The sequence below is a fragment of the Planctomycetota bacterium genome (genome assembly GCA_035574235.1).
Lineage (GTDB): Bacteria > Planctomycetota > MHYJ01 > MHYJ01 > JACPRB01 > DATLZA01.
Window position 1 is genome coordinate 1 of sequence record DATLZA010000061.1, and the last position, 13,074, is coordinate 13,074.

The 13,074-nt window shown below is 68.9% G+C and carries 12 protein-coding genes; 8 read left to right on the forward strand and 4 right to left on the reverse strand.

The features are described from left to right. Positions 1 to 243, reverse strand: a 243-nt coding sequence (locus VNO22_04950; protein ID HXG60694.1) for a hypothetical protein, incomplete at its 3' end; no start/stop codon positions are given. Between the two features lie 167 nt (positions 244 to 410). Between VNO22_04950 and VNO22_04955 the strand changes: the two genes are divergently transcribed. The 6 genes from VNO22_04955 to VNO22_04980 are packed head-to-tail and all read left to right on the forward strand — an operon-like array spanning position 411 to position 7,812. Beyond that, the gene (locus VNO22_04955) at positions 411 to 3,461 is read left to right on the forward strand and encodes a PSD1 and planctomycete cytochrome C domain-containing protein (GenBank protein ID HXG60695.1); all 3,051 of its coding nucleotides are present in this window, start codon (positions 411 to 413) and stop codon (positions 3,459 to 3,461) included. Between the two features lie 3 nt (positions 3,462 to 3,464). After that, a complete protein-coding gene (locus VNO22_04960) occupies positions 3,465 to 4,886 on the forward strand; it encodes a DUF1501 domain-containing protein (GenBank protein HXG60696.1) in 1,422 nt (473 codons plus the stop codon). Positions 4,887 to 4,914: 28 nt separating this feature from the next. Then, positions 4,915 to 5,070, forward strand: a complete 156-nt coding sequence (locus VNO22_04965; protein ID HXG60697.1) for a hypothetical protein — start codon at positions 4,915 to 4,917, stop codon at positions 5,068 to 5,070. A 5-nt stretch (positions 5,071 to 5,075) separates the two neighbouring features. After that, entirely contained in the window at positions 5,076 to 5,339 is a 264-nt protein-coding gene (locus VNO22_04970) for a PqqD family protein (GenBank protein HXG60698.1), read from the forward strand. Continuing rightward, entirely contained in the window at positions 5,336 to 6,406 is a 1,071-nt protein-coding gene (locus VNO22_04975; protein ID HXG60699.1) for a radical SAM protein, read from the forward strand. Before VNO22_04970 ends, VNO22_04975 begins: the two co-directional genes overlap by 4 nt. A gap of 17 nt (positions 6,407 to 6,423) precedes the next feature. Then, positions 6,424 to 7,812: a sigma-54 dependent transcriptional regulator gene (locus VNO22_04980; protein HXG60700.1), complete on the forward strand. Its 1,389-nt coding sequence runs from the start codon at positions 6,424 to 6,426 to the stop codon at positions 7,810 to 7,812. Here the strand turns inward: VNO22_04980 and VNO22_04985 are convergent. Continuing rightward, complete coding sequence (locus tag VNO22_04985) at positions 7,757 to 8,863, reverse strand: PA0069 family radical SAM protein (GenBank protein HXG60701.1); 1,107 nt, start codon at positions 8,861 to 8,863, stop codon at positions 7,757 to 7,759. The genes VNO22_04980 and VNO22_04985 overlap by 56 nt on opposite strands. 181 nt (positions 8,864 to 9,044) lie before the next feature. Between VNO22_04985 and VNO22_04990 the strand changes: the two genes are divergently transcribed. Then, on the forward strand, positions 9,045 to 10,247 hold the full coding sequence (locus VNO22_04990; protein ID HXG60702.1) for a hypothetical protein: 1,203 nt from the start codon (positions 9,045 to 9,047) through the stop codon (positions 10,245 to 10,247). Positions 10,248 to 10,336: 89 nt separating this feature from the next. After that, positions 10,337 to 11,335, forward strand: a complete 999-nt coding sequence (locus VNO22_04995; GenBank protein ID HXG60703.1) for a nucleotidyltransferase family protein — start codon at positions 10,337 to 10,339, stop codon at positions 11,333 to 11,335. Here VNO22_04995 and rpsT read toward each other — a convergent pair. Beyond that, positions 11,316 to 11,600: a 30S ribosomal protein S20 gene (gene rpsT / locus VNO22_05000; GenBank protein ID HXG60704.1), complete on the reverse strand. Its 285-nt coding sequence runs from the start codon at positions 11,598 to 11,600 to the stop codon at positions 11,316 to 11,318. The genes VNO22_04995 and rpsT overlap by 20 nt on opposite strands. A gap of 60 nt (positions 11,601 to 11,660) precedes the next feature. After that, positions 11,661 to 13,010, reverse strand: coding sequence for a tetratricopeptide repeat protein (locus VNO22_05005; GenBank protein HXG60705.1), 1,350 nt, complete (start codon positions 13,008 to 13,010; stop codon positions 11,661 to 11,663). Positions 13,011 to 13,074: the final 64 nt, after the last annotated feature.

Here is a 13,074-nt window from a genome sequence, read left to right on the forward strand (position 1 = left end):
GCTTTCGGCTTCCCGCCGCAGGCGCTCGTATTCCTCGATCCACTCGGGAGCCGTGACGACGAGTCCCTTGAGCTCCGGGAAGCGCCGCTCCAGCTCGCGCACGTCCAGGGGATGGCCCGTCGGGAACCCGAAGCTCATCGCCTTGAGGTAGTCGCTCGTGCGGGTGAGAAGCCGGTGGTTGGGAGGGGTTCCGCAGCCCGAAAGGGCGGCCGCCAAAGCCGTCGCCAGGATCGTGGGGCGCATGGACGCTCCTTGCCTCACCAGGATATATCGACCCGCTTCGCGCCGGGGTTGAGGGGATCCGGCGGGCGGGAAAAGGTGCGATTCGCGCATCTTCCGGACCCCCGGGAGGGTAATTTCAATGGGGACGGGCCGCGCCCCGTCTCTTTTTTCCGTCGGAGGCAAGCAGGATGACCGGGGCGACCCTCTCGAAATTCGCGGCGGCGGCGGTGTTTCTTCTCGGGACGGCGCCGGCGCAGGAAAGAAGCCATGTTCCCCCTGCCGGTCGCGTCGAATTCAACCGCGACATCCGTCCGATCCTCTCGGACATGTGTTTCCGGTGCCACGGGCCGGACAAGGGGTCCAATGCTTCGGGCCTCAGGCTGGATACCCGCGAAGGGCTCTTCGGCGAGCGGCCGGGAGGAGGCCGCGCGGTCGTCCCCGGCAAGCCCGCCGAAAGCGAGCTCTGGAAGCGCATCTCTTCGCGCGACCGCGACGTGGTCATGCCCCCGCCGGACGTGCCCAAAAAGCTCTCGCGCGGCCAGATCGCGCTTCTGAAGCGATGGATCGAGGAAGGGGCGCCCTGGGAGGGACACTGGGCGTACCTGCCGCCGCGGCGGCCGCCGGTTCCCAAGGTCCGGGACGCCTCCTCCGTCCGGAACGCCATCGACGCGTTCATCCTGGCGCGCCTCGAGCGGGAAGGACTCGCGCCCTCGCCGGAAGCCGACCGCGTCACGCTCCTCCGCCGGCTGAGCTTCGACCTCGTCGGGCTGCCGCCGGAGATCGAGGAGGTGGACGCCTTCCGGGCGGACCGTTCCGAGGACGCGTACGAGAAGCAGGTGGAGCGGCTTCTGGCGAGTCCTCACTACGGCGAGCGCATGGCGATCTTCTGGCTGGACATCGTCCGCTACGGCAACAGCCGCGGATACCACAGCGACAACCCCCGCCGCGTGGATCCCTACCGGGATTACGTGATCCAGGCCTTCAACGAGAACATGCCGTTCGACCGGTTCACGGTCGAGCAGCTCGCCGGGGATCTGCTTCCGGAGCCGGCGCTGCGCCAGCGGGTGGCGTCCTGCTTCAACAAACTCAATCTGACGACCGAGGAGGGCGGCGCCCAGGCCAAGGAATACGAGCACAAGACCAACGCCGACCGCGTCCGCGCCCTCGGCACCGTGTGGCTCGGGGCCACCCTGGGCTGCGCCGAGTGCCACGACCATAAGTTCGATCCCTTCACCATGAGGGACTTCTACAGCCTGGCCGCCTTCTTCGCGGACATCCGCGAGGCTCCCATCGGGGACCGGGACGAGGGAATTCTCGTGCCTTCCTCCGAGGAGGAGGCCGAACTGCGCCGCCTGGACGAGGAGATCGCCCGGGCGCGCCGGGCGCTCGAAACGGTCACTCCGGAGATCGCCGCCGCCCAGGAGGCTTGGGAGAAATCCGCGGGAGCCGCGGATCCGTGGACGGTGCTGCGCCCCTCTTCTCTGCGCGCGTCCGGCAAGGCGACGCTGACGCTTCGCGAGGACGGGTCCGTGGCCGCCGGCGGCGAGAATCCGGATCGCGATACCTACACCGTGGAGGTGGAGGTGCCGTTCGAAGGAGCGACGGGCCTGCGGCTGGAAGCTCTGGCCGATCCCTCCCTTCCGGCCTCGGGTCCCGGGCGCGCGGACAACGGCAACTTCGTCCTGACGCGCTTCTCGGTCCGGGCGGGAGGCAAGGAGATCCCGCTCCGGGAGGCCTCCGCCACGCACGCCCAGGAGGGTTACCCGGTGGCCGGCGCCCTCGACAAGAAGGCGGGGAGCGGGTGGGCGATCCTTCCGCACGCCGGGCGAAATCACGCGGCGGCGTTCGAATTCAAGGAACCGTTGCCGGCCGGAGTGAAAAAGCTCACCGTGACGCTCGAATACGCCTCTCCGTTCGCCCGGCACGCGATCGGGCGTTTCCGGCTTTCGGCCACGGCGATCCGTCATCCCGCCCGGGCGGGATTGCTTCCGGATGCGGTGAAGGCGGCGCTGGCGGTTCCGGCGGCGGCGCGTACCCCCGAACAGAAGGCGCGGGTCGCGGCCCACTACCGCGCGATCGCCCCCGAGCTGGAGCCGCTTCGCGCGGAGCTGGCGCGGGCGGAGAAGGCCCGCGCGGATTTCGTGAAGAAAATCCCCACGTGTCTCGTGTCCGAGGCCGCGCCTCCGCGCACGGTCCGGATCCGCCCCCGGGGCAACTGGATGGACGATTCCGGCGAGATCGTGCTTCCGGCGACCCCGAAGTTCCTGCCCCCGCTCGGCGTCGAGGGCCGCCGGGCCACGCGGCTGGACCTGGCGCGGTGGCTGGTGGCGCCGGAGAATCCCCTCACGGCCCGGGTGTTCGTCAACCGGCTGTGGCGGCTTTTCTTCGGGATGGGGCTTTCGCGTTCGCTCGACGATCTGGGGGCGCAGAGCGAGTGGCCGGTCCACCCGGAGCTTCTGGACTGGCTGGCGGTGGAGTTCATGGAAAGCGGCTGGGACGTCAAGCACCTGGTGCGGCTCATAGTCACGTCGCGGACGTACCGGCAGACCTCGGTGCCGAGGCCGGAGCTCAAGGAGCGGGATCCGTTCAATCGCCTTCTGGCGCGCCAGTCGCGCTGGCGGCTGGACGCGGAGCTGGTGCGGGACAACGCGCTGGCGGTGAGCGGGCTCCTGGTGCGCCGGATCGGCGGCCCGAGCGTCTTCCCCTATCAGCCCAAGGGGTACTGGGCGTTCCTGAATTTCCCCGCCCGGGAATGGCCGACGTCCACGGGGGCGGATCTCTGGCGCCGGGGGGTGTACACCTGGTGGCAGCGGACGTTCCCGCATCCGAGCCTGGTGGCGTTCGACGCCCCGCAGCGCGAGGAGTGCTGCGCGGAGCGGCCGCGCTCGAACATTCCGCAGCAGGCGCTGGCGCTGCTCAATGATCCGACGTACGTGGAAGCGGCGCGGGCGTTTGCGGAACGGATCCTGCGGCGGGGGGGCTCGGGGGACGAGGATCGCCTGGCCTGGGCGTTCCGGTGCGCGCTTTCGCGCCCGCCCGCGTCCCGGGAGCTCGAAATTATGGCGGGGCTTCTGCGGAAGCATCGGGCCGAGTACGCGGCGGATCCGAAGGCGGCCGAGAGCCTCATCCGCGCCGGCGCGTCGCCCGTCCCGCGGGATCTTCCGGCGCCGGAGCTGGCGGCCTGGACGTCGGTGGCGCGCGCGCTTCTCAACCTGCATGAGACGATTACGAGGAATTAGCTCATGAAGCTCGACGAGCGGACCGCGTTTTCGCGGAGGGCGTTCCTGGGGCGCGCCACGAGCCTCGGGGCGGTGGCGCTGGCCGCGCTCGGGCGGCCGGGGCTTCTCGGGGCCGGCGAAGGGACCGACGCGCGCGGAAGGGGCGCGGTGTTCCCGTATCATGTTCCGCCCCGGGCCAAGCGGGTCATCTGGCTCTATCAGTCGGGCGGGCCTTCGCACCTGGAAACCTTCGACTACAAGCCGAAGCTCGCGGAGCTGCACGGGCAGCCGTTTCCGGAATCGATCACGAAAGGGCAGCCGATCGCCCAGCTGCAGGGCGCGAAACTCACCTGCTTCGCCCCGCAGTGGGGGTTCAAGAGATACGGCCGCTCCGGCCAGCTCATGACGGAGCTTTTCCCGCACCTTGGGGAGGTGGCCGACGATCTCTGCATCATCCGTTCGATGGTCACCGAGCAGATCAACCACGATCCCGCTCACACGTTCATGAACACGGGGACGTCGATTTCCGGGCGGCCGAGCATGGGATCGTGGCTCTGGTACGGCCTGGGGACCGAAAGCGAGAACCTGCCCGGGTTCGTCGTTCTGACGTCCTTCAAGGGGCGCAGCCCCCAGCCGATCGCCACGCGTCACTGGTCGAGCGGGTTTCTTCCCAGCCGGTACCAGGGGGTTCACTTCCGCTCGCAGGGCGAGCCGGTGCTGTACCTCGGGCGTCCCGACGGCGTCACGCGCGAGCGCCAGCGGGACGTGGTGGACGCCGTGCGGGGGCTCAACGAGCTTCACGACGCGGTCGTGGACGACCCGGAGATCGCCACGCGGATCGGCCAGTACGAGATGGCCTTCCGGATGCAGACGAGCGTGCCGGAGCTCATGGACTTCTCGGACGAGCCGCCCGAGATTCTGAAGATGTACGGGACGCAGGGGGCCGACGGCACGTACGCCGCCAACTGCCTGCTGGCGCGGCGCCTGGCCGAGCGGGGCGTGCGCTTCATCCAGGTGTACAACCGCGACTGGGATTACCACGACGGGATCCGCGACGGCATGAAGCTCAAGTGCGAGGAGGCGGACCGTCCCACGGCGGCGCTCCTGCGCGACCTCAAGCAGCGCGGGATGCTGGACGAGACGATCGTGGTGTTCGGCGGGGAGTTCGGCCGGACGCCGATGGCGCAGGGGAACGGCCGCGACCATCACATCAAGGGATTCTCGATGTTCGTGGCCGGCGGGGGCTTCAAGGGCGGGATGAGCCTCGGCGCCACGGACGAATTCGGGTACTACGCCGTCGAGGACGTCGTGCACGTGCACGACCTTCACGCCACGATGCTGCATCTCCTCGGCGTGGACCACACGCGCCTGACCTACAAGTTCCAGGGGCGCGATTTCCGGCTGACGGACGTTCACGGCAGGATCGTCCGGAAGATTCTCGCCTGAGGCCGGGATCCGGGTTAGAATTAGGCGGGTGGAGAAGAAAGAGAAGACCCGGAAGCCCTACGCGCCTCCCCGCATCCGCACGGAGAGGGTCTACGAGCGGCGGAGCCTGGCCTGTGGAAAGGTGCAACCGCCGTTCGGCCAGCGCCCTCCGGCCTCCTGCATCGGCAACTTCCGCAATTCCTGAAGCTCATGCACAAGCTGCGCCGCGATTCCCGCTGGCCGTTCCAGGAGATCGAGGGACAGGTGGTGGTTCTCGTTCCCCCGCGGCGGGAGGTGCACCAGCTCGACGAGGTGGGGACTTTCGTCTGGAAGTGCCTGGAGGCCGAGCGCACGCTCGAGGAGATCGTGGCCGCCGTGTGCGGGGAATTCGACGTGGAGGAGGAACGGGCCCGCCGGGACGTCGCGGAGTTCCTGGCGTCCCTGGAAGAAAAGGGCCTCCTCGTCCGGGCATGAGCGCGCCGGAGTGCGGAGTTCTCGGGCCGCTCCAGGAGCGCGCCTACGAGGCGTGCATTCCCCTCGGCGTCAGCCTGGAGATCACCCTGCGCTGCAACATCCGCTGCACGCACTGCTACAACTTCGATCGCGGGGTCGCGCGGTCGGCTCCGGCTCCGGAGCTCGGGATGGAGGAGCTTCGGACGCTCCTGGACGATCTGCGGCGGGCGGGGACGCTTTTTCTGGCGCTGACGGGCGGGGAGGCGCTCGTTCATCCGCGCTTCTGGGAGATCCTGGACGAGGCGGCGGCGCGGGCGTTCGCCGTCCAGCTTCTGTCCAACGGGACGCTGCTTTCGGAGCGCGTGTGCGACCGTCTGGCGGCCTACCCGAATTTCTGGGGGGCGAGCCTCAGCCTCTACGGAGCGCGGCCGGCCACGCACGACGCGATTACCCGTTCCCGGGGCTCGCTCGAGCGGACCTGGGCGGGGGCCGAGCGGTTGCGCGCGCGGGGAGCGGCGGTGTCGCTCAAGTTCATTCTCATGAAGGGGAACGCGGCCGAAACCGCGGAGGTCCTCGAACGGGCCGCCGCGCGGGGGTTTGCGTGCGACGTGGACGCCACGATCACGGGCCGCTACGACGGGACGCGGGGGAGTCTTTCGGACCGGGTGGACCTGGAGACGCTGCGGGAGCTTTACGCGGGTCCCCTGCGTTCCCGGGTCGGGGGACGCCGGGCGGTGGGCTCGGACGACGACTTCCGGTGCAATTGCGCGCGGGGGAACGCCGCGGTTTCGGCTTCGGGGGAGGTGTATCCGTGCATCGCGGCGCCGGTTCCCGCCGGGAACATCCGGGAGCGGTCGTTTCTGGAGATCTGGAAGGAGTCGCCCGTCTTCCGGTGGATCCGGGGACTGCGGACGCGGGACTTCCAGGCCTGCGCGCCGTGCGCGCTCAAGGAGTGGTGCCGCCGGAGTCCGGGTCCGGCGTATCTTCTGCACGGGGACTACACGGGAGTGGATCCCTGGACGTGCGGGGAGGCGGCGATTCTGAAGGAGCTGGAGGAAGCGGACGCCGGACGTCGGGCGCCGCGGTAGGTTCGGGACAGGGGACCATGGCTTCGCTTTCGCTGCTTGTGGTGGACGACGATCCGGCCCACCGGCGGATCTTCACGGACCTCGTGGCGGCGCGCGAGGAGGTGGAGGTCTTCGAGGCGGCCGACGCCGAGGAGGCGCTGCGGCTTCTGCGGATGCGCGCGTTCGACGTGGCCTTCGTGGACGTCATGATGCCCCGGGTCGGGGGGATGGATCTCCTGGAACGCCTGAGAAAGGAACGTCCGGGCATGGAGGTCGTCATGGTGACGGCCTACGGGACGATCGAAGGGGCGGTTCAGGCGATGAAGCTGGGGGCGTCGGACTATCTGCCCAAGCCCTTCAAGCTCGACCAGGTGTCGCTCATCCTGGAGCGCCTCCGGAAGGTGCATCGGCTGCGCTCCGAGAACGAGCGGCTGCGGCAGGAGCTGCAGGAGCGCTATGCGGCGCGGAACCTCATCGGACTGACGCCGGCGATGGAGCGGTGCAACGAGCTCATCGACCGCGTGCGGCGGGAGGACTGCACGGTTCTCATTCTCGGCGAAAGCGGCACCGGCAAGGAACTCATCGCGCGGGCGATCCACTACGACGGTCCGCGGCGGGACCGTCTCTTCGTGCCGATCGACTGCGGCGCGATCCAGCCGGCGCTCCTGGAGAGCGAGCTTTTCGGGCACGAGAAAGGGGCCTTCACGGGGGCGCACGCGCGCAAGACCGGGCTTTTCGAAATCGCCCACGGGGGCACGGTTTTCCTCGACGAGGTGGGGGAGATTCCCCTGGAGCTTCAGGCGGCGCTTCTGCGGGTGCTCCAGGAGCGCAAGATCCGTCCGGTCGGAGCCACGGAGTACCGGGACGTGGACGTGCGGATCGTGGCGGCGACGAACCGCCCGCTGGAGCGCCTGGTGGCGGAAGGGAAGTTCCGGCAGGATCTCTATTACCGCCTGAACGTCGTCGCCATCCGCGTGCCGCCGCTGCGGGAGCGCAAGGACGACATTCCCCTTCTCGTCGAGCATTTCCTCCGGCGGTACGAGACGAGGGGCGCGCGCAAGGTGTCCGGGATCTCGCGCGAGGCGCTTCATCTCCTGCAGCGCTACGACTGGCCGGGGAACGTCCGCGAGCTGGAGCACGCGGTGGAGCGGGCCTGCACGCTGGGGAAGACGGAGCGGATCGAGGTCGAGGATCTTCCGCCGAGCCTCCTGGAGGCGGTGCGGGCCAAGAGCGAGCCGCCGCCGGGAGGGGGGCAGTCCATCGAGGAAATGGAGGTCGCCGCGATCCGGCGGCTCCTGGCGGAATGCGAGGGGGACACCGCCCGCGTGGCCCAGATTCTCAAGATCGACCGAAGCACCCTCTACCGGAAGATCAAGAGGTACGGCCTTCCGCTTCCCCGGTCGCGGGGGGAGCATCATCGGGCGTAGGGGCTTCGAAAAGCTCCCGCTGAGGCCCGGGGGGCACGCGAAACGACGCCGTCGAGAGCGCCGGCGCCTCGTCCGAAAGGCCCGCCCGGCGGCAGGCGGCGCGGAAGAGGGCGTGGATCTGCGCGGCGTAGGGCCCTTCGCCCGTCATGCGGCTTCCGAAGCGGGGGTCGTTGAGCCGTCCTCCGCGCACATCCCGGAGGCGCGCCAGGACGCGTCCGCGGCGCCCGGGCCGATGCCGCGCCAGCCATTCCGAAAAGATTTCCGCGACCGCTCCCGGGAGGCGGAGCATCGTGTGGCCGGCGAACCCGGCGCCCGCTTCGCGCGCCGCCCGGAGGATGGCGGGGATTTCATGGTCGGTGAGCCCCGGAATGACGGGGGCCACGTTGACGCCGACGGGGACGCCCGCGGCGGAGAGCCGGCGGATCGCCTCGAGCCGCCGGGCGGGGATGGACGTGCGGGGTTCCAGCGCCCGGGCGAGATCCGGGTCGAGGGTGGTGATGGAGAGGATCGCCGCCGCGGCGCCGCGGGCCGCCAGCCGCGCCAGGAGGTCTGCGTCGCGCGTGACGAGGAAGTTCTTGGTGATGACGGCCACGGGATTTCCGAATTCGGCGAGGACCTCAAGGCACCGGCGCGTGAGCAGAAGCCGCCGTTCCGCGGGCTGGTACGGGTCGGTGACCCCGCTCAAGGCGAGGGCGCGCGGCTTCCAGCGGGGGGAGGAGAGTTCTTTTCGGAGAAGTTCGGGCGCGTCCTCCTTGACGAGAATTCGGGTTTCGAAATCCAGGCCGGCCGAGAAGCCCAGGTATTCGTGCGTCGGCCGGGCGTAGCAGTAAGCGCATCCGTGCTCGCAGCCTCGATAAGGGTTGAGGCTGGCCTCCATGCCGATATCGGGGCTGCTTTGGAGGACGACGACGGAGCGGGCGGTGTCCTTGAGGAATTGGGTTCGAGGGAGGGGCTCTTCGGGATCGGCGGCTTCGGGGTCCGGGACGAAGGAGCGTCCCTCGAATCGGTTCGGGGGGTTGCCGGCCGCGCCTCGTCCCCTGGGGGGATTCATGACCTCACTATAGCCGGCGCGCCGCGAATTGCAAAATTTGCGCGCCGGATTGGCGGTTTGCAAATAAAAAATGGGTTTACCGAATAATCCATGAAATAGCGGTATAAGACCCTGTTCTCCAGGGGTTTGCGTGTGGATCGGCGGAGGGCGTGGCACGAAGGTTGCTTAGGGTTCCTGCGTGATGAAGGACGAAAAAGGCGCCCAGCTGAACCTGAGGGAGGCCTGCGGAGTGGGCGGGTCTCCGGAGGCGGTCGTGGTCGCTCCGGACGGCTCGAAGCTCTTCGTCCTGGATGCCGAAGAGGGCCGCGTGAGCGTGGTGGGCGTCTCGCGGATGCTCCTTCTGGGGCGGATTCCGGGCGCCTTGGCTCCCGGCCGGGTCCGGGTTTTGCGCCCGGGCGGTCGCCGGAGCGTTTACTGCGCGGGGGTCGGGGGAGAGCTGGCGATCTTCGACCTGGAAGGCGAGTCTTCCCGGAAGCTCGTGGATTGCGGAGGCGGCACGTGCGACCTGGGGGTTCTTCCCGGGGAACGGTGGGCGGTGCTCACCGTCTCCTCGGGCGGGACGGGGGCCGCGGTGAAGGCGAGCGCGAGGGACCTTTCCGCTTCGGACTGGGTGGCGTTTCCGGGCTCGCCCCGGCCGGGAACGCTCCGCCTGGCTCCGCGGCTGGGTCTGGGGGCGGCCGTTCTCGCCGGCGAAGAGGGCCGACCCGAGATGCTGGCCGTATGGACGCTGGAGCCTTTCGCCCCTCTTTTCACGCTGCCTCTGGACGGGGAATGCCGCGCGTTGGAGTTCGGGGCCTCCGGGGGGATCCTCTTCGTGGGGGCGACCGGGGAGGAGGAAGTCCTGGGGGTGGACCTGGGGACCCGCCGGGTCGTCCGCCGGTTCCGGATGGCGGGGCGACCGTTCGGCCTGGCGGCCGACCCGGCCGGGCGGTCCCTGTGGGCGCTCTGCGAGAACCTGGGGCATCTGGCCGCCCTGGACCTGCGTCGCGGGGTCGTGGCGGCGCGCATCCCCCTGGAAGGCGTCCGGGCGGGGGACAGCCGCATCCTTCCGAGCCCCGAAGGCCGGCTGGCGCTCGTGGCCGAGCCCGCGGCGGGCAGCGTTTCCCTCGTGGAGCTGCGCCCCGGCGAAGGCCGGCCGGCGGCGCTGGTGGATCGGCTGGAACTGGGCCGGCAGGTGACCGAAGCGGCGTGGAGCCCCTTCGGGGACGAGGTGTACGTGACGGACCGGGAGCTCGGCGCGGTCCTGGCCCTCGAGGTCGATCGCTCCGGCCTGCGCCTCAAAGACACGGACGAATACCTGATCGAGCGGCTCCTGGAGACGGAGTCCGAGGACGTCCCGCTGGACGAGCCGTTCGATCCGAAAAATCCCCTATTCCCTCCTTAGTCCTCTGACGCGGCTCCCCCCGCCTCGCACTGGGGCCGGGGGGAGCCGCCAAGAGGCATTCGCGCGATCCGATCGGATAGAATTCGGGCGTGAGTCTCCTCGGGCGCCTCTCCGTGGTCGGCGCGCGCCGGACGCTTCCCGCTCCGCCGCCCGCGGGTCTGCTGGATCGCGCCCGCCGCGAGCGCACGCTGCCGGTCGTCTGCCGAAACCTCGGAATCCCGTGTTCGGAGGAATCCTCCATCCTCGCCCGGCAGCTCTGGGCGGTCCGCCAGGCGCGCGAGATTCTTTCCGAAGTCGAAGCGCTCCCCCTCAAGGGACTTCACCTGGCGCACCGCCTTTATCCTTCGCCCGGCCTGCGCGACATGGGAGACATCGACCTTCTGGTCCGGCGGGAGACGGTGGTCGAGGCCGACCGGACGCTTCGGCGGCTGGGGTATGTACCCGAGCGCGATCCGCGTCCGTCTCTTGAGGTCCCGGACGCGTGGGTGAACTCGGTCCTTTACGCCCGCGGGCGCGACCTTCCGGTCCACCTGCATTGGGATGTGCGGAACGGATCGCTTCCAGGGTTCATGGTGCGGATCGACCCGGAAGAGATCTGGCGGGAGCGCGACGGCGGCGGGATGGCGCCGCATCACCTGCTGGTGACGCTTTGCGAGCACGCGCTCAAGCATTCGTACGATGCGCTCGTCCATCTGACGGACATCGAGCTGGCGGCCCGGGCGGTGCGATGGGAGCGCGTGGAAGAGGTCGCGCGGCGCTGGGGTCTGGAGCGGGCGGTCTACTTCGCGCTTGTCCTGGTCCGGGACCTGCTGGGGGTGGAGACGCCGGGGCTGAAGCGTTTCCGGCCGGCGGGGGACGGTCCGGCGGCGCAGGCGTTTCTGGCGTCCGCCCGGCGGCGCCGGTGGGTGGGACTTTCGGCGCTGGGCTATCTTCTGCTGGCGGAAGGACCCGCCGGAAAGATCCGTTTTCTTCGGGAGATGTTTCGTCCGCCGCGGGGCGGTCCGGGATTGCGTTCGCGGACCGCCGGGAGCCGCCTGCGCCGGGCGGTGGAGCTGGCGTGGCGCGGGCTTACTTCGCCGCCGGGGTAGCCGGCCCGAGCGCGTTCACCCGGGCGGCCAGGCGCGCCTTGTGGCGGTCGGCGTTGTTCCGATGGACGACGCCCTTGACCACGGCGCGGTCCAGGAGGCGGTACGCGGTCGAAAGCTGGGCGCGCGCGCCGGCGGCGTCCTTCTTCTCGACGGCCGCCAGCACCTTCTTCATCTGCGTGCGGAGCGCGCTCTTGATCGAGTGATTGCGCAAACGGCGCTTCTCGCTTTTCTTCCACGCCTTAAGCGCGCTGATCGTATGAGCCACTTCGGCGGCCTCCTCAGAACGGGGCAGGAAACATAGCGGAAACGGCCGGGAGCGTCAAGCTTATTTCTTGCCCAGCTCGGCCTGCCACTTTTCCACGAGCTGGGAGACGTCCTTGTAGGCGATGTCCACCTCGAGGATCTTCTTGCCCAGCTCGACGGCCTCGGCCGGCTTGCCGGCCTCGGCGTTGCAGATCATGCGGTTGTAAAGGATCGCGAGCTTGCGGTCGTGGGAGAGGACGCCGTCCTCGGCGAGCTGGTACTGCTTGTCGGCCATGTCGTAGAGCTTCTTGCGCTGGAAGCACATGCCGAGATAAAGGTGGGAGTCCGCCTTCTTCTTGGGGTCCCGCACGGACTGCTGGAACTCGCCGATGGCCTTGTCCACGAACGCCGGGCCCGCCTGGTAGTAGGCCCGGCCCAGCTCGTAGCGCAACCCCATGTCCGTGGGGCGGTCCTGCACGCGCCGCTCGAAACTCTGCAGCTTGAACTTGAGCTGGGCCGCCTGCAGCTCCTTGACCTTGGCGGCGTCTCCCGCCTTCTGAGCGGCCTCGATCTGCTGGTCGTACATCCGCAGCGCGCAGTCGTCCACCTTGTCCCGAAGGACGGAGTCCTGGGGATTGATCTGAACCGCCTTCTTGTACCACTCCTGGGCGGTCTTGTAGTCCTTCTTCTTCTCGAAGTAAAGATCGCCGATTTTGCGGGGCAGGCGCGCGTCGGCCGGATTGAGCGAGAATTCCGACACGAGCCCCTGGACCACGGCCTGGAACTGCTCCTCGGTCTGGATGAGATGCGCCTGCGCCTCGAGCTTCGACGCCGCATCCTTGTCCTTGATGACGTCGCGGTAGCTCTGAGCGTCCTTGAAGCCGTCCTCCATGGTCTGCTGCGCGGCCAGGTCCCGCTGAAGCCGCTCGAGGTCGCGGTCTTCCCGGGCGACTCCCTGGAGCTTCTGGAGGATCGTCTGCGCCTCGCGGATCTTGCCCGTCTCCTTGTAGGCGGCGACGAGAATCTTGGCGGCGGCGATGTTCTGCGGGTCGTCCCGGAACGCCATTTCGGCCTCGGCCGCGGCGGCGTTGAAATGCTTCTGGCCCAGAAGCGTCTCCGCCAGGACCGTGCGCACCCGGGAGTTGGTAGGGTCGTCGTTGAGGTATTTCTGGCAGATCTCGATCTTCTTGGCCGGATCCTTGGTCGCTTTGATCTGCAGCTCGAACTGACCCTTGAGGGCGATGAGCTTGATCCGGCTGGTGGCCCCCAGCTCCTGGAATTTCTTCATGAGCGTCACCCGCAGGGCCTTGCGGGCCTCGGCGTGGTCCGGATCCAGGAGCAGGATCTGCAGGAAAAGATCGCGGGCGTAGTCGTAGTTGTGTTTCTGGAACGCCTCGTCCGCTCGCTTGTAGAGGGCCTGAATGTCGGGCATGGCTCGCGCTCGATTACCCCGGCGATGCTACCCCCGCGGCCGGTTCGATGTCAACACTTGGGGC